At 45.1% G+C, this 18,149-nt stretch carries 13 protein-coding genes; 6 read left to right on the plus strand and 7 right to left on the minus strand.

All coding sequences use genetic code 11. The annotated features are described in order from the left end of the window. Positions 1–23 precede the first annotated feature (23 nt). Entirely contained in the window at positions 24–2,534 is a 2,511-nt protein-coding gene (locus tag QE390_RS09025) for a DUF5686 and carboxypeptidase-like regulatory domain-containing protein (protein ID WP_307141907.1), read from the minus strand. 432 nt (positions 2,535–2,966) lie between these two features. Between QE390_RS09025 and QE390_RS09030 the strand changes: the two genes are divergently transcribed. Continuing rightward, positions 2,967–4,046, plus strand: a complete 1,080-nt coding sequence (locus QE390_RS09030) for a Gfo/Idh/MocA family protein (RefSeq protein ID WP_307141908.1) — start codon at positions 2,967–2,969, stop codon at positions 4,044–4,046. Positions 4,047–4,627: 581 nt separating this feature from the next. Here QE390_RS09030 and QE390_RS09035 read toward each other — a convergent pair. The 3 genes from QE390_RS09035 to QE390_RS09045 all read right to left on the minus strand — a co-directional run bounded on the left by QE390_RS09035 (position 4,628) and on the right by QE390_RS09045 (position 7,722). Further along, a complete protein-coding gene (locus QE390_RS09035) occupies positions 4,628–5,863 on the minus strand; it encodes a glycoside hydrolase family 28 protein (RefSeq protein ID WP_307141909.1) in 1,236 nt (411 codons plus the stop codon). 405 nt (positions 5,864–6,268) lie between these two features. After that, complete coding sequence (locus QE390_RS09040) at positions 6,269–6,826, minus strand: GNAT family N-acetyltransferase (RefSeq protein ID WP_307141910.1); 558 nt, start codon at positions 6,824–6,826, stop codon at positions 6,269–6,271. 107 nt (positions 6,827–6,933) lie between these two features. Continuing rightward, complete coding sequence (locus tag QE390_RS09045) at positions 6,934–7,722, minus strand: alpha/beta hydrolase (RefSeq protein ID WP_307141911.1); 789 nt, start codon at positions 7,720–7,722, stop codon at positions 6,934–6,936. Between the two features lie 312 nt (positions 7,723–8,034). Between QE390_RS09045 and QE390_RS09050 the strand changes: the two genes are divergently transcribed. Further along, the gene (locus QE390_RS09050) at positions 8,035–8,424 is read left to right on the plus strand and encodes a hypothetical protein (protein WP_307141912.1); all 390 of its coding nucleotides are present in this window, start codon (positions 8,035–8,037) and stop codon (positions 8,422–8,424) included. Positions 8,425–8,555: 131 nt separating this feature from the next. Here the strand turns inward: QE390_RS09050 and uvrA are convergent, their stop codons facing one another. Beyond that, positions 8,556–11,405, minus strand: a complete 2,850-nt coding sequence (uvrA, locus tag QE390_RS09055) for an excinuclease ABC subunit UvrA (RefSeq protein ID WP_307141913.1) — start codon at positions 11,403–11,405, stop codon at positions 8,556–8,558. 207 nt (positions 11,406–11,612) lie between these two features. Here uvrA and QE390_RS09060 point away from each other — a divergent pair, with 207 nt between their 5' ends. The 3 genes from QE390_RS09060 (at position 11,613) to tnpA (ending at position 15,998) form a co-directional block, all read left to right on the plus strand. Then, positions 11,613–13,697, plus strand: a complete 2,085-nt coding sequence (locus QE390_RS09060; protein ID WP_307141914.1) for an alpha-L-fucosidase — start codon at positions 11,613–11,615, stop codon at positions 13,695–13,697. Positions 13,698–13,811: 114 nt separating this feature from the next. Then, complete coding sequence (locus QE390_RS09065; protein ID WP_106637302.1) at positions 13,812–15,224, plus strand: glycoside hydrolase family 125 protein; 1,413 nt, start codon at positions 13,812–13,814, stop codon at positions 15,222–15,224. A gap of 327 nt (positions 15,225–15,551) precedes the next feature. Beyond that, the gene (gene tnpA / locus QE390_RS09070; RefSeq protein WP_106637303.1) at positions 15,552–15,998 is read left to right on the plus strand and encodes an IS200/IS605 family transposase; all 447 of its coding nucleotides are present in this window, start codon (positions 15,552–15,554) and stop codon (positions 15,996–15,998) included. A 269-nt stretch (positions 15,999–16,267) separates the two neighbouring features. Here tnpA and QE390_RS09075 read toward each other — a convergent pair whose 3' ends face one another. Further along, positions 16,268–16,867, minus strand: coding sequence for a hypothetical protein (locus QE390_RS09075; RefSeq protein WP_307141915.1), 600 nt, complete (start codon positions 16,865–16,867; stop codon positions 16,268–16,270). 313 nt (positions 16,868–17,180) lie between these two features. On the opposite strand from QE390_RS09075, the gene QE390_RS09080 reads away from it, so the two are divergent. Further along, entirely contained in the window at positions 17,181–17,423 is a 243-nt protein-coding gene (locus tag QE390_RS09080) for a hypothetical protein (RefSeq protein ID WP_307141916.1), read from the plus strand. 4 nt (positions 17,424–17,427) lie between these two features. Here the strand turns inward: QE390_RS09080 and QE390_RS09085 are convergent, their stop codons facing one another. Then, a complete protein-coding gene (locus QE390_RS09085; protein ID WP_307141917.1) occupies positions 17,428–18,141 on the minus strand; it encodes a phytanoyl-CoA dioxygenase family protein in 714 nt (237 codons plus the stop codon). Positions 18,142–18,149: the final 8 nt, after the last annotated feature.

Raw genomic sequence — 18,149 nt, forward strand, 5'->3', positions numbered from 1 at the left:
TCATTTGACCCGCCCCGGTTTGTTTAAAAACCAAAATGAGCACTGGCTTTAATCGCAAAATTTTGCGAACGGTTATCCCGGTAAGTTAATCGGTGGAGGGCCGTTATCTTGATGAATTTGAAGATATTGTCAATGCCGTACCCAATTTCCATGTAAGGGATGCTTGGATTGAGAGAGCCATAGTCATAGTGTGTACGGGATGGAAGTTTATGGTGATCGATGAATTCGTGGTTTTGAAGACTTTGCTGACCTACTAAGGCATTGAAAAGCATAAAACTTCTCAGTTTTAACTTCTGAATAACTGGAATACGGTTGGTGAGAAGCCCTTCGAAGGAATGGTTAAACTGTAGAGAAACATAGCGATCGGAGACGAATTCAAAAAAGTCCATCAGGTTAAAGGCATTCCGGTTGAACAGCCAGGTTGGATTACCCAAATGAGGAAATAGCAACATGGGAGGGACAACCGATGGCGTATAACCCATCGAAAAGGAATAATTAGATCGTCCCCATAATCCCATTTGTAATGTCTGGTAGGCTGATAACTGGAAGCGGTGGTAATTAAAATTGCCATGCACTAAGCCCGCAAAACCCCTTACGTACCGGAACGAAATCACTGGAATTCGTTTGGTGCCCAGTGTGATCCGTTCGTTGCCATCCATTAAGTATTGCTCATTTTTGGCATAACGGGCTTCCAGGGTAACAAAGGTATCGTAGAAGTTGGTTTGGCGGGGTGATTTTTCACCCAGATGCGGGGCAGTTTTATAGAAGAAAGGAAATTGTGGCTCGTACTTACGATTGTCTATGGAACCCGAAAGCGTAAGATTACGAATAACATCGGACTTGAAAAAGAGCTCATAATCGGTTTGCATATAAGAGCCACGGACTTTCCCAAAACGTGTAAATGCATAAAACAGCTTGTTGTCGCCAATTTTATCAGGTGTTAAACCGATGCGTTCAAGGTCGTGGTAATAGCGAATTCCGGCAACGGTCCATCTTTTTCGTGAGAACAGATAGTTCACCTCTCCGCTATACTTAAATCGCTGATCGAGCGTACCGTAGGCCAGATGGCCCCGTAAAATCCAGTGCTTACTGAAATCAGAATTGGTGCGGACGCCCATTCGTAACCGCAGGCCTTCAATTCGGTTCCAGGCAGCGGAATACAGGTAAGGGCCAAATTCCACGTAAGGATACTTTTTCCAGCCCGTGGCAATAAGCTCTGCTACATCCACATACGTTCGGACGATGGGCAGATTCTGAAGGGTATCAATCAGTTTTCTAGCGAGGAGATCCTCCGAACTAAGGTTTTCAGGGCGGGTTTTGGCCCAGAATTCAGGCGTCACTTCCTTGAAATCTTCGGCTACTTCCAGATTTGGATTGTAGAAACTGAGCGGATGTTTCTTGTTAAGGACAAAATCCTGATTGTACAGGTCAAACTTAGCCAGCATCCCCGCGGATTTATTGGTAAGCTGAGCAATGTCAATCATAAAGCGGGTTTTGTTAGGTAACCACGTGGAGTCAGCCCCGTTGACCACCATCGTTAATTCCTGATCTATTTTTAATTTGTCAATAAAATTCAGGTTAGCTTCTTTGCCAATGGTAGCTTCCACTTCCCGCAAGGCATAACGTGTAGTATCAATGTAGATCTTCCCCGTGAAGGCCAGGTCAGAGCTGCGTCGGGGTTTGAACTCAATGGCGTAGCATACTTCATTACCCACCGCCAGGGTATCTTCCAGGTAAAAGTCATACGTACTTTTCCAGTGTTCACCCATGGGGGAAAGCAAGTCCTTTCCTAAAAACGTAATGTAGTTATGTGTGAAATTTAAACTCTGAAGAAAGTTCCCGCCGGTGATTTGTGAAATGAAATTTCCGTCCTTAACACCCACCCCTTTCGTAGCTGTTTTAAGGATATGTTCTTTGCGTAACTCCGGCGAATGCAGGTAGTAAAAACGTGAAAAAGTTTCAGAAACAAACATGGGTAAGATGGGCTGACCGTCCTCGCCTGCCAGAAACTCGGCCTGCTCAATTGCCTCGGTCATCTTGCGGACTATTCTACGCTTACGAAACTTCTCGGAGACATTGTCTACATCCAGTTCGATTTTGGTGTAACTGGTATACTCATAAGCTTCAACGGGTTGCCGATGTTTGAACTGCCTACGAGCGTTTCGAATGATGGCGTAGGCCGGATTTTCGCCAGCATGAATCACTACTTCTCTTAACTGAGCCGTGCCGGGTTCTAGCTGAATATTAATCTCCTGTTCGGTTGCCTGAGCCTGTAAAGCTTTCGAACGCATGCGATAGCCGATGTTCGTGGCAATCAGAGAATCACTCAACTGACTGGTTTTGAATGAATAGTAGCCTTCAAAATTGGTAGTTGTACCAATGGCTTTCCCTCGTAGAGCCACATTGGCAAAAGGGATAGGATCTCCCGTCGATGCGTCTGTAACCCGACCTTTGATGAGGTACTGTCCAAAAACAACGGAGGGTATGCAGAAGGCACACAGAATGAATATTCCTTTTGAGAATAAAGAAAACATAAACTCTGATTGATAAAGTAATGGGGTGTCTTATATAGGTAATTTTAACTAAAAATACACTATATAAATGAGCAGCCAATTTACTAATAAATTAACTTGAATGTAGATTTTTAACATTAATTGACAATTAAATACTACCAAGTAGTAGGATTGAGCGGTATGTATTTTATTATGTTTAACGAATGTATTTCTAAGAATTTTTACTCTTATTCTGCTCAAATCAGTTTAGATAGGCAGGGTAGAATAAGCCTTTAAAAAATACATGATTTATAGCTTGAATGAATGAGACGATCCATTAAAATTCGATTGAAAAGCTGGGGGCGAAGTGGTGCCTTTAAGGAAGGCTTTGCGGAGGGAATATTAGCTTAATCTCGCAGAATTAAGTAACTAGCCGAACCTATTAGCCGAAGTAATCAAACTCCTCTGAACACTATGAAAAAATTTCTCTTCCTGGGCTTGTTGGTTCTAACCAGCACTGTCGCGATAGCTCAGAAACCCGTTCGCGTGGCCGTAGCAGGTATTACCCACGGACACGTGCCCTGGATTTTGGGTCGAAAACCTGTGGGCGATATTGAACTCGTCGGTATTGCTGAAAGTAATCAGGAGTTATCTCAGCGGTACGCGTCCCGGTATAAGCTCGACCCGAAGCTGTTTTATAAAGACCTGACAACTATGCTCGATCAGACGAAGCCCGAAGCGGTGGTAGCCTTTGGGTCGATTTATGAACATAAAGCCGTTGTGGAAGCTTGTGCTCCGCGAGGTATTCATGTCATGGTAGAGAAACCGCTTTCAACGAACGTGAAAGATGCTGAGCGAATGGCGGAGTTATCAAGAAAACATCACACCTTATTACTCACTAATTACGAAACCTCGTGGTACCCAAGCATTGAGAAAACGTATCAACTAGTGATGGACAGCACAGCGATTGGGAAATTCAAAAAAATGGTGGTACATACGGGGCACGAAGGGCCCAAAGAAATCAACGTTAATCCAGAGTTTTTTGAATGGCTAACCGACCCCGTGCAAAACGGCGGTGGGGCCCTCATTGATTTTGGTTGTTATGGAGCCAATTTGATGACTTACTTCATGAAGAATGAAAAGCCGCTTTCGGTAACAGCCGTTACGCATCAATTCAAACCTCATATGTATCCCAAAGTAGACGACGATGCCACCATTGTGATTGAATACCCCCATGCCCAATGCATCGTGCAGGCCTCCTGGAACTGGCCGTATAGCCGTAAAGACCTGGAAGTATACGGCGATGGTGGGTATGTAATTACCGAAAATCAGGAGAAATATAAAGTCAGAAGTGGTAAAAAGAAGGAGGAAAAACGGAATATTACCAAGCAGGAACTACCCGTTTACGACGATCCTTTCGCCTATTTTGCGGACTTAATTCGCGGCAAAATAAAGCCTCATCCTTTGTATTCGCTGGAGAATAATCTCATAGTCGTACGCATTCTGGAAGCCGCCCGGGAATCGGCCAAGACAGGGAAAATGGTGAAATTGTGAAATTATCTATTCCCTGTCATCCAGAGCGAAGCGAAGGACCTTACTGGCTTTGCGTACGTACTTAGTCATGAGATAACTCTACTAATTCCAACATTGTCCCTTTTATCAGAAGGTCTTTCGTTCCTACTCTAAAGGCAGGTTCCTACCTGCCATTTCTTGTAGATAAGTTTTCTACCGCAGTAGCTCGGCTCTGCCGAGTGAGGAAATGGAATTCAATGCTAGGTATTTCAAAGTAGGTCAGCCCGTCGTTTTCTATTAGATTTCTTTGCCTGAAATGGCCAGAGGCCTACAACTAGGTGGTTACTCGGCAGAGCCGAGCAACTGCGAGTATTGGTTATTAATTTATTCAAAGGCGGTGTACCTCCCTTAGTGCGTTTTAAAAACGCGGATACGTGAGAAAAGCGTTTATAATGCTGAGCGTCGCAGACGCTTTCCTCAGGCATCCACGACACAGCCGCGGACGAACAGTTGCGATTTACGTTTTCCTGTTTCCATCATTAGTGGTATTTATCGAAACGTCACTAACGAATTTAGGCACATACATGGCTGACCATTTCAGCCGAAGAGCAGATGAAAACCACTCAAAAGCCAGTGCCAGTTGCGTTTTGGGCAATAACAGAGGGTCCGCTGCTGACTTCAATATGGTAGACATTCATTGCTACGTTGCGGGCATTTTGTAGAACTAATCCCGTACGGGCGTTGATGTGCAGGTTTGACAACGTCAGGTTCTGAAGCAGGCTGTTCGTCAATCCCACCAGACTACCCGCGTTTTTGGCACCCGTTACCGTCAATTGCTCAATAGTTAGGCCCGATACCGATGGTATATCATTGGGATACCCATTATTACTGTTGAGTGAATACGCCAGGTCGATAATCAGCGGATTGGGCACGTCGGTCATGGTAATCTGCTTATAAGACAGGCTCTGAATAGACCCACCGAGTCCTGACTGCGATTTAATGCGAATACCATTGGTCGTTCCGGTGAACGTACAATTCGTCACCGATACACCCGTTACGCCGCTAGAGGTTTCACTCCCTATTGACAAGCCGTGCCCATGCAGGAACTGACAATTTCGAATCTGAATGTCCTGACAGGGCTGGATGATCTGTCCATTGCTGCGTCCACCTTTGATGGCAATATTGTCGTCGCCATTGTCAATGGTACAGTGCTGAATCAGCACGTGTGTGCAGTTAGCCGGGTCGATGCCGTCTGTATTGGGTGAGTCAGGCGGAGCGGTGATGGTCAGATTCTGAATCGTTACATACCGACACTGGCTAGGAACCAGGTGAAATGACGGTGAATTAATGAGCGTGAGCCCGTCAATCAATAGGTTTGTAGAGCGGGTTATGTAAATCAGGCGGGGGCGGCTAAGGGTTTTACCACTGTCCCGAAACCGTTGCCACCAGATGGCCCCGTTCCCGTCGATGGTGCCTTGTCCCTTCAGGCTCACATCGGTCAATGAATCGCCATTGATCAGGTTGGGGAGTTTATTGGTGTAGTCAGCAGCGTTGGTGCTGGCCAGCAGCGTAGCCCCAGATTCCAGTTGCAGAGTTACCCGGCTACGTAGAATGATGGGACTGATCAGATACTTTCCGGCGGGCAAAATTAGCGTACCGCCCCCGATTGCTCCGCAGGAGTCAATAGCCCTTTGTAGGGGCTTAGCCTGGTCGGTAACGCCATCGGCTAGCAACTGGAGGATTACCGATGGGTTCGTGGGATGGGGCTGATCCTGCGGCTTACAGGCTAAGAATATCCCTAACAGACTACTAATGATGAGCGTAGGAAACAGGGCAATTAAACTGTTTCGGTTGTTCATTACTTATTTGCTTTTTGAATCCTTCGCAGTGCCCTTATCTAACAAGGGAAGTAAATAGGGCACGTTTGATGATCGTTCCTCAGGTCGTGGTATGACTCATCAGCTAGTCATTGGTTTAGTAACCATGAACACAGATTTAGAGGGTATGCATTGCTGACAAAAAGCAAAGAAGAGTTATTAATCTTTGGATGACTTTAGACGGGTCCGGGTATTCATTTCGAAGAGCATTCCATGCCAGGTATCACTCGACATGGTCGATGCATTTAGTTACCAGTTGTAAACGCTCACGGCTCTAAAATTTAAGGGGCTCCTATTTAGAGTTAATACTTGAATTAGATCGGATGTTATATAGACAGTTTTTAAATTTATCTTACTAGCATTTGACTTTACCTGATTTTAATAGCTCTAAAATAGTTTAGCTTTTGTCTCCGTTTTATATAAGACACAAGTTTTAAGTCTTTCGTTATTGATTAACAACGGGTGCTCAAATTCATATTGTTTTTCTAGACCTATTTTTACAATAATACGTTCTGATTTTGTATTGATTTTTGGTGTAACTGAATATATGTTTTCAATTTTTAATTCATTTAAAGCATATTGAAGGCATTTCTTCGCCCCTTCTGTTGCGAAACCTTTATTCCATTCACTCCTTCTTATTCTCCAGCCGATATCAATACAGGGAGTGAATTCAGCTTCATACGTTTGCTCACAAAGTCCTATAAAACCAATAAATTCATTATCCTCAAGTTTATCCACTGCAAAGTAGCAAAATCCTTTATCGTCAAATTGCTTTTTCATTCGACCAACAAATTCAGTGGTCTGTTCTTTTGTTGGAATACCTGGGAAAAATTCCATTACTTTTTCATCTGAATTTATTTCGTGCATTTTGTCAATGTCTGCCAGTTCCCAATTCCTAAATCCAAGTCGTTCGGATGTGAATAGGTATTTCTTGTCGTGTTCCATTTTTTAGTATAGGTTAGTTTGAACTAAGGTCTAGCTGTTGAACATATACAAGCCCAAACAAATAGCTTTACTGGCTTTGGTGAATAAGAGTTAACTGTAAGGATTTATTATTTCCTTAGATACGCTAACACTCTATTCTGAATATATTCCCGCTCTGTTGGCCTGGCATCATTATCCATATCATTGTGCTTAATAGGGGTGAACTGAATCCTAATACCGAGTTGTTGAGCTTCTGTATCTGTAGGTAACACCCCATCATCGGCAGGATAATCCGCGGATCGTAAGGTAAATAGTTGAGGTTTAGATGTTCTGGGTAATCCCATTCTTCGATTGTCCAGGGTAATAACCTTGCTCACAAAATCGGGATATAGATGAGCAAATAAAGCCGTCATATCGCCTCCATTGGAATGACCCATTAGTGCTAATTTAGCATAATTCAATGTCGGATATTTGGTTTTCATTTCCTGTAAGACGAAATGAATATTCTGAACTCCTCTTTCCCAGTTGGATCGTCTAACTAGTTGCGGTTTTCCAGTGCTCGGTAGAAGACTATCCGTTGGTAACTCATGCTGGACGCTAATGATGAAATATCCCTTTGATGCTAAGAATTCAGTCAGGTACGAATATTCTAAATACGCTCCACCCTTATTCTGCCCATACCCATGACTGAAGATTATAGGAATACCATTTAGGTTACTTTTAGGCTGATATATAGCAATCGGAATACTTCTGTTTCTGCTCGTATCGAATAGAGTTAATGTATCAAGTTGAACGTTTTTTGTGGTCTTAATAAAGGGTCTTTGTTTGCTGCATTGAGCGAAAATAAAAAGAGTAAGGGCTATGATAAAATATCTCATTTCTAAATAAAGAATCAGGAAAAGTATACGTATTGCCAAAGATAATAGAGTGGGTAAACTCTTCAAAGCCCGTGAAACATCAGGCTTACTAAATGATTTAATGATCGTACAAAAATCAGAATAGCTTCATCGAAGATTCATTAACCTGTCCTCTCGAACGAAGACCTTCTGTAGAATCAGGCGACTTCAGCATTACTAAAGTTCCCTCATGATCAAGTACGTTCGAAAAGTAAGTAAGTTCCTTTGCTTCGCTCTGGATGACAGGTACAATAAAAAGCATCTGGGGCAGGAGATCGAAGCAACCTATTCGACAAAACAGACATCTTCGGACAAACTAACAACTTGATAAGCATGAAGTTCATCACCTGTATCTTACTTATGATGAGTCTGGCAACGGTTGGAGGCCTAGCTCAGAGCCATCCTACGGCGAGTGTGGTTCGTATGCAGACTTTACTCCAGCAAACCTCGGATACTGCAAAAGTCTATGTACCTGAAAAGCAGTATGCGGTGCAGATCAACCAGTGGATTATTCCGCTGGATGAAACGACGTTAATGGATTGGAAAAAGCAGGATGGAGCGTATGCTGTCCAGTTTTTTCTGCAAAAAGGGACGGCTATAACAATGGAACAGGACCCGGGCTTTCGACGAGCTTATGGTGAGGTAAAGCTGGCTTCCAAACAAGCGTGTCAGGAATTCATCCGTTTGTTTGATCGACTACGGGTGGAAAGAAAACGATCCTGATAACGTTAATGAAATTTTATAGAAAAGGTCCTTCGCTTTGCTCTGTATACCAACTAGCAGGTCAGGGAAATGAATAGCAACAAAAAAGCTCTTCCATTCGAAGAGCTTTTTTGTTGCTATTGGATGAGTGATTAAGCTAACTCCATCTTTAGGAACTTCGCCGTGTGGCTACCTTTTACTTTGGCTACGGTTTCGGGTGTTCCTTCGGCGATGATCTGGCCGCCACCGTTACCACCTTCGGGGCCTAAGTCAATCACCCAGTCGGAAACCTTAATTACGTCTAGGTTATGTTCGATAATAAGGACGGTGTTTCCTTTCGTAACCAGCTTTTGAAGCACGTTGAGCAAATGCTCGATGTCTTTAAAGTGCAAGCCCGTGGTAGGTTCGTCGAGGATATACAGCGTCTTGCCCGTGTCTTTTTTCGATAACTCTTCGGCCAGCTTCACTCGTTGAGCTTCACCGCCGGAAAGGGTAGTCGCTTGCTGCCCGAGCGTCAGGTAACCCAAGCCTACTTCGTTCAGGGTCTGAACTTTACGGAGGATCTTGGGCTGGTTTTCAAAAAACTCTACGGCCTGTTCTACGGTCATGTCCAGCACGTCGGAAATGGATTTACCTTTGAAACGTACTTCCAGGGTTTCGCGGTTAAAACGTTTGCCTTTACACACTTCGCAAGGGACGTAAACATCCGGCAGAAACTCCATTTCGATCTTTTTCATTCCGGCTCCTTCGCAACCTTCGCAGCGACCGCCTTTGACGTTAAAACTGAAGCGACCGGCTTTGTATCCTCGAATTTTTGCTTCGGGTAACTCCGAAAACAAAGTACGAATGTCGCTGAACATACCTGTATACGTAGCAGGGTTCGAACGCGGTGTACGACCGATAGGCGACTGATCTACTTCAATAACTTTATCCAGATGCTCCAGTCCTTCAACGGATTTGTAGACCATCGGTTCGCGTTTGGAGCGGTAAAAATGTTGATTCAGAATCGGGAATAAGGTTTCGTGAATCAGCGTACTTTTCCCCGAACCCGAAACACCCGTGATGGAGATCATCGTGCCGAGCGGCAACTTGAGGGTTACATTTTTCAGGTTATTACCGTTCGCTCCGCTAATCTTCAGCGTTTTGCCGTTTCCTTTTCGACGTTCCGCCGGAATCTCAATGCTCCGGCGTCCGCTCAGGTAGTCGGAAGTAGTGGAATGATTTTCGAGGAATTGTTGTGGTGTGCCTTGTCCAACGACTGAGCCGCCGTGGCGACCGGCACCGGGTCCAATATCAACCAGATAATCCGATTCGAGCATCATGTCTTTGTCGTGTTCGACGACCAGAACCGTATTACCCAAATCGCGTAAATCTTTAAGCGACTGAATCAGTTTGACGTTATCCCGCTGGTGAAGGCCAATGCTGGGTTCATCCATAATGTACAGAACACCAACGAGTTGAGTGCCGATTTGCGTGGCCAGACGAATCCGCTGAGCCTCGCCACCCGACAAGCTTCGCAGGGGACGATTCAGCGTCAGGTAATCCAGCCCGATGTTGAGCAGAAAGCCAATTCGTTTGCGAATCTCTTTCAATACTTCTTTACCGATTACCTGCTGACGATCACTGATGCGGTCTTCCAGCCCCATGGTCCAGGACGCCAGCTCTGAAATTTGCATGTTTGCCAGTTCGGCAATGTTTTTGTTATCAATCTTGAACCAAAGGGCTTCTTTCTTCAGTCGGGCACCGTTACATTCCGGGCAGGATTTAATCACCAGAAAGTCTTTGAGCCAGTCCTGAATCTTGTCCGAACCACTTTCCTGTTGACGTTTCAGGAAGTTAATGATTCCTTCGTACTTAGTATTCCACTCGGTTCCTTCGTACTTTTTAGATGGTACGGGTACGGGTTCATCCGTTCCATACATCATCATTTCCAGAGCTTCGGGCGGGAATTTTTCAATGGGTGTCGTCAAACCAACCTTGAAGGGCTTCAGTAACACTTCCAGTTGTTTGAAAATCCAGAGTTCCCGGTATTCGCCAATGGGAGCGATGGCTCCACGACTGATACTCAGTTTTTTATCGGGAATGATCGAATCAATGGTAATTTCTTCAATCACGCCCAGACCCTGACACGTCGGGCACCAGCCGTAAGGGGAGTTAAACGAGAAAGCATTTGGAGCAGGCTCATCATAACTGATGCCTGAAACGGGGTCCATCAGGTTTTTCGAGAACCAGCGGGTTTGATCCTGGTCATCCTGAAGCAACATCAAACCTTTACCCATTTGCAGAGCTTTTCCTACGGACTGACTCAGCCGGAAGCGGTCTTCGTCTTTGGGAATAATGCGGTCAATTACTACTTCAATGTCGTGGATTTTGAAGCGGTCAAGCTGCATTTTCGGTACGATGTCCTGAATTTCGCCATCGACCCGAACTTTGGTATAACCCTGTTTGGCAATCTGAACAAATAGCTCGCGGTAATGTCCTTTCCGGCCCCGAATGACGGGAGCCAGTAAGATCGTTTTACGGTTCTCGTATTCTCTCAAAATCTGATCAATGACCTGATCCTGTGAAAACTGCACCATTTTATCGCCCGTTACATAACTAAAGGCTTCACCCGCACGGGCGTAAAGCAGACGCAGAAAATCGTAAATTTCCGTCGTGGTTCCTACCGTTGACCGTGGGTTTTTGGAAGTCGTTTTCTGTTCAATGGAAATAACGGGGGAGAGGCCTTCAATTTTGTCAACATCGGGCCGCTCCATCGAGCCAATAAATCCCCGGGCATAGGCCGAGAAGCTTTCCATGTACCGACGCTGGCCTTCCGCGTAGATGGTATCAAATGCCAGCGAAGATTTTCCTGAACCACTGATGCCCGTAATGACCACCAGTTTGTTTCGGGGAATGGTTAAATCAACGTTTTTGAGATTGTGCTCGCGGGCACCTAAAATTTCGATAAGTTCCTGACCGTTGGATTCGGTGGATATTGTGGGAAGAGTGGTTTCTGCCATGAGGTCCTAACAACGTAAAAACAAGTAAAGTTACCGCTTTTAAGTATTTTTTTCAGTGTCCAAACCGAAACGAATTCGGGTAAATAGATACCTTCGTAGATTAATAAAATTTTTTATTATTGGATAGAGTCTGAAACGCCACCTTTGCTCTTCTAATCATAAAAAAGCGATGCTTCACTGCTTAGCCCACTATTCCTCCAAGAACGAATGAAAAAGCTCGTCATACCTATTCTAGGCTGTTTTTTGAGCCTCAGCAGTCTTGCCCAGCAAGCCCCTAAACCCTACGGAGCCGTCCCTTCTGCCCGTCAATTGAAATGGCACGAGACGGAAGTCTACAACATCGTCCACTTTACGCCCACAACTTTTGAGGACAAAGAATGGGGCTATGGGGATGCCAATCCTACTATCTTTAATCCTACGAATTTCGATGCTGAGCAAATTGTTCGTTCGGCTAAAGCAGGGGGATCTAAAGGAATTGTCTTTGTAGCGAAACACCACGACGGTTTTTGTCTCTGGCCTACCAAAACGACGGACTATAACATCTCAAAAAGTCCGTTCCGCAACGGAAAGGGTGATATGGTCCGGGAAATGATGCTGGCTTGTCAAAAATATGGTATGAAGCTGGGCCTGTATTGCTCGCCCTGGGATCGGAATAATGCGGCTTATGGAACAGATCAATACCTCGCTATTTATCAGGCTCAACTGAAGGAATTATATACGAACTATGGTCCGCTCTTTATGTCCTGGCACGATGGAGCGAACGGGGGGGACGGCTATTACGGCGGTGCCCGCGAATCCCGGAAAATTAATAACCTGACGTATTACGATTGGGATAATACCTGGCAGATTACTCGGAAACTACAGCCTAATGCCAACATTTTCAGCGATGTAGGCTGGGATGTTCGCTGGGTGGGCAACGAAAAAGGTTTTGCCAACGAAACGTCATGGGCAACGTTTACGCCTACTTCTGCCGATGGTAAAAGCAAAGGCGTACCCGGCAACGCTAACGACTACGATGCTCCCACAGGAACGCGGAATGGTGAGAAATGGATTCCGGCTGAATGTGACGTTCCCCTGCGTCCGGGCTGGTTTTATCATGCCAGTCAGGATGGGAAATCCAAAACGCCTCAGCAGTTACTTGAACTGTATTACAAAAGTGTAGGTCGCGGAGCGGCTTTGGATTTAGGGTTATCGCCTGATAAAACCGGACAACTGCATAATGACGATGTAGTTATTCTGAAAGCTTTCGGTGATATACTTCGCAAAACCTTCGCAACAAATCTGGCGAAAACGGCTCAGGTTTCGGCTACAGAAGGTCGCGGAGCGGCTTTCCCTACGAAAAATATTCTCGATAATAACCGTCAGACCTATTGGGCCAGCAAAGACCAGGGAACCACACCGGAAATCATCCTGACCTGGAAAACACCCGTTACATTCAATATTTTGAGTCTTCGGGAGGCGATTGCTTTAGGGCAGCGAATCGAGGAGTTTAAGCTGGATGTTTGGGAAAACGGACAGTGGAAAGAAATACATACCGGAACAAGCGTGGGTGCTTTACGACTAGTGCGTTTGTCGAAGTATTACTCCACGGAAAAAGTCCGCGTTCGTGTGACGAAATCACCCGTTGCCGTAACGATTAGTGAATTAGGCGTTTACGCAGAACCCGAACAGTTAGTAGCTCCGGTCATTCAGCGTAATCAGAAAGGGATGGTGAGTATTGAATCACCCGTTTCGGTGCGTGAAATTCGGTATACGCTGGACGGTTCAGAGCCCAGGGCTAGTTCGGCTTTATACACGGAGAGCTTCTTATTACCGCAGGCGGCAACGGTCAAAGCCCGAGCGTTTGGTAAGGCTCAGAGCGGTCCGGTAGCCTCGATTGATTTTGACATTCCTTCGACGAAATGGAGCATTGATCAAAAAGCAGATCGGGCCATTGATGGAGATGTGAAGACCATCTGGGTTTCGGATAAAAATGAAAAATATCCCCATACCCTAACGCTGAATCTGGGAGAAAAAATGACGCTGAAAGGTTTCACGTACACGCCGGATGCTTCGGATCATCGTCGCGGTACCGTGTATAAATATCAGGTTTTCCTGTCGGATGATGGACAAAACTGGGGGCAGGCGGTAGCGGAAGGACGTTTCGACAATATTCAGAATAACCCGCTGGAACAACGCGTGTTATTTAAAAAAGCTCATTCGGCACAATACCTGCGTTTTGTAGCGGTTGAAGCCACAAATACCAGCGAGACGGTAGCCAACGTAGCTGAACTCGGCGTTATTACTAAGTAGTTAGGAGGGGATCGTTAAGGATCGCCGGGAAATGATCCTTAACGATCTGAGTTTGAAAAGGGGCTTCCGAACTATATTTCCTGAAACTCTAAACGGAAAACAGTCAACTTAATCATGAATCGTAGAGATTTTATACAAAACACGGCTCTGGCCGGAGCGGGTCTAATGCTTCCCCTGTCGGGTATGGCCGCGAGTTTCCCCGAAGTGCGGGTTCCGGCTTCCAAGCGGAATTTCACGAGTAAAGCAGTAGAAGCCACTATTCAACGGGTACAAAAAATGATTGCCGATGAAGAACTGGCCTGGTTGTTCGGCAACTGCTTTCCTAATACGCTGGACACTACGGTTCATTACAGCGAGAAAAACGGCAAGCCCGATACGTTCGTCATCACGGGTGACATCGATGCCATGTGGCTGCGGGATAGTACGGCTCAGGTGTGGCCTTACCTTTCACTGGTGAAAGACGATGAGCCTCTGAAAAAACTGATTGAAGGGGTAGTTCGTCGGCAAACGAAGTGTATCCTGATTGATCCTTACGCGAACGCCTTTTACAACGGTCCTGGGCATAGTGAGTGGTATTCGGATAACACCAAAATGAAGCCCGAACTGCACGAGCGGAAATGGGAAATTGATTCGCTGTGTTACCCCATTCGGCTGGCGTACGGGTATTGGAAAACGACGGGCGATACCAGTCCGTTTGATAATGAGTGGAAACAGGCGATTCGACTGATCGTTCAGACGTTCAAAGAACAGCAACGCAAGGAAAATCGCGGACCTTATAGTTTCACCCGTAAAACGGCCTGGGCTACGGATACTGTTCCTGGAGATGGATGGGGTAACCCAACGAAGCCTGTAGGATTGATTACCAGTATTTTCCGTCCTTCGGATGACGCTACGACGTTTCCTTTCCTGGTGCCTTCTAACTTTTTCGCGGTAGCATCCTTACGTCAGGCAGCCGAAATTAGCCAGAAAATTGGTGACGCGGCATTGGCAAAAGAATGTAAGACGCTGGCGGATGAAGTGGATCAGGCTCTGAAGAAATATGCTATTGTGGAGCACCCGAAATTCGGTAAGGTGTATCCTTTCGAAGTAGATGGTTTTGGTAACGCCCTGTTCATGGACGACGCAAATGTGCCTAGTTTACTGGCCTTACCTTACCTGGATTCGGTTTCGGTAAAAGATCCGATTTATCAGAATACGCGTAAACTGATTTTAAGCGATTCAAACCCTTACTTCGCGAAAGGGAAAGCAGGTGAAGGAATTGGTAGCCCTCACACGCTGGTAGACAGCATCTGGCCGATTGCGGTAACGATGCGTGCGTTAACTTCAACAAGTGATACGGAGATTCGCGATCAGTTACGCCAACAAAAAGCGACGCATGCCGGAACGGGCTTTATGCACGAATCATTCAATAAAGATGATGCCGCTAAGTTCACCCGGAAGTGGTTTGCCTGGTCAAACACGCTGTTCGGTGAGATGGTATTGAAAGTAGCCAACGAACGCCCTGCGATTTTGAAAGGGAAGTTATAGTTGGTAATGGTGTAATCATTTCATTAAACCCTTCCGGGATTAGGTGTAGGCCTGATTTTGGGAGGGTTTTTGATTTGGGGATACTAACTACTAACCCTGGAGGGGGTAATTTGGGTAGCCTCGATCTGGATAGCACTGGATGATAAACCGGTGAGGGAATAGCTGGATTCATATCGGGAGAGTCGAGAGTCCCCGGGTTAGCACCCGGGGCTATTCGTATTTGACCCCGCTGGGGTCTTTTGCCAAATATGAAGATATAAAATTGAGTATAATTGCTTATTTTTTGGTTAATTTTAATATCTTGCGTTAACCTTCAATCAAAAAATAATGCATACTTATACGCAGACCTTATATCAGATTGTATTTTGTACTAAGCATAGAGAACCTACACTTCTTAAAGAAAATCGGCGTAGTCTATTTTCTTATATGTGGGGAGTGCTGAAAAAGTATAACTGCCATGTGTACCGAATCAATGGTGTTGAAGATCATTTACACTTAGCTATTAATCTTCACCCCTCCGTTGCATTAGCAGCATTGGTCAAGAACTTAAAACTCTCCAGTTCAAGCTATATTAAAGAACAAAATCTATTCAAAGATTTTCGGGGCTGGCAGGTGGGTTACGGAGCTTTTACCTATTCTCAAACAGAGAAATGGATTTTAATCGAATACATTAAAAATCAGGAAGAACACCATCAGGGAAAAACTTTCACGGATGAATATAAGGAGTTACTAAAAATCCACGGAATTGACTTTGACGAAAAATACCTGCTATAAAGCCCAGATGGGTGGAATATGAATAGCCCCAGTATGGATGGATTTGCATGATACCAAGGGAAAACAGCCACGATATTCAGGATAAACCCATTTAAACTTATTTATGCAACAAGACCCCAGCGGGGTCAAATATGAATAGCCCCGGGTGTTAACCCGGGGAAATAGGAGTCCCCAAATTATCATCCGGGGCTACCCAAATTCACCCCGCTGGAATTAGCATGCTCCAGTTAAAAAAGACTACACAGCTAATCATCAATTCCAGACCAAACTCAATCCACGATCTTCACCCGAATGCTATGCGGAGCAGGGCGATTGCCGCCAAAGTATAAACCCGTCTTATATGCAAACTTCTTGTTATGCGTAAAGCGTACAGGTTCGCCTTCCATGACGCGGTATTCTTTCTTGTGATAATCAATCTTGATACTCAAATGAACGGGCTGGTTAATCGCAGTTTCACCTACCTTGAAAGCCGTCCGTTGGCCGTCTACATAGGCATAGCAGGCCAGATCAATTTTCTGCGTTTCCGGATTCCACCGCCAGCCTACGCGAGCTCCATCCACTTGATGGGGTGCTGAACCTAAACTCTGATTTTTAGAACCTACAAAGCCCAACCCAATGACCTTATTCCAGTCGTTTTGATCTACGCTTTGCAAATCATAAATGCAGGAACTATCAAACGTAACCGTAGCAGAAACCTCCCGCGGGCTGATCAAAACCCCCGTTTTTCGCTTGAAAGTAGGTTCATGATTAAAGGCTTCAATCACTACCCAGTCTGGATTAGACAATAGAAAGTCAGGGACGCAGGACTGGAAAAGCAGTCCTATCCCCAGAAAGAAGCTCAGATACAGGGCAAAAGATGGAAAACGCATAGAAGGTCGGTTGAAGTAATGTAACGCTAAAAGCGGGCATTTATGTTTTCAAGACCGTAAGCACAAATTCATTCTTTCTCCTTTTCGCAGAAAAACCCTCTTTTCCTCATTCCTGAAAACGATTAGTCGATAAGTAATGACCAAAATACATCAGCAATTTCTTCGGTTCAGTTTGTTCATCTATGCAAGAATTGTATTTCCGCTGGCTGCTTAGAAATGGTACCCCATTCAATTAGCCAAAGAGAACTGGCATAACGAATTACCGACCCGACGGCGAAGAATTTGTCATCATAAACGGCACCCGCCAAGGTACATGTGGCCTTCTCTTTTTTCTACCGGAGCCGTCCATTCACCTCGATTGCATCTAAAAACGGTTGAAGTAATGGATGGTGAAAAAGCAGGAGAATTCAATGGAAAGGAAATGGAAGGCGGAGCCACAACGATTCTGGATCTACCGCTAAACCCTGCGAAAACTTTGAAGGAACTGAGGTTAACCGCTCTGGCGAATGACGTATTGATTGGGTTAGTGAGCGTGACTTTGATCAGGGCTGAGTAACCATTCAAAACGGGTTCAGGTACTCGGACCACTGCATGGATTCCGGTAAGGGGCTGTTACTACATTCAATGTGAATGACCCGACGTCGTTGCTGATTCGTTGTTCGGCTGGAGGCGTGTAGTAACAGGGGTTTCATGAACATAACGGCTCCTGCGGAAACCGAACAAACTGCTTCGGTTTCCTGAGTCCAGTCAATGGTATCTGGCCGATAAATTCCTTTCAAATGCGAACCCGGAATTACTTTCAAGGCTCCGTTTTGCTCGTGAGTATCGTCCAGATGAATGCGGATGGTGAAGTTGTTTTCCAGAATAGTCAGGGGCGGTTGTACCGCAAACTGGTTCTGTTTCACCGTCCAGGGGCCAAACCCTTTTTCCTCTACTTTCCGATCTACTGAAATCGTTAAATCCTGATGATAGGCAACAAACCAGTTGGATTGCTCGGGCTTATCGAAGTAAATGGATTTAACGATGAAAAAATCCTTGCCGAAAGTTTGTGCTACTAACGTCTTTAATTTTTCATTGAAAACGGTTGCCAGGGTTTCGGGAGCCTCTTTAAAAAACTGACGAATCGCAAATAAATCATTCGTCTTACGAAATGTCGATTTATCGGTGTCTAATTCTGCAATTTGTTCTAAAAGCGTATGAATTTCCGAGGGTTCAAAAATCGGTTCAGTAACGGCAAAGCCCTCATGGGCAATCTGTTTCTGTAAGGTATCCATACGGTTTA

The organism is Siphonobacter sp. SORGH_AS_1065, assembly GCF_030818595.1.
Lineage (GTDB): Bacteria > Bacteroidota > Bacteroidia > Cytophagales > Spirosomataceae > Siphonobacter.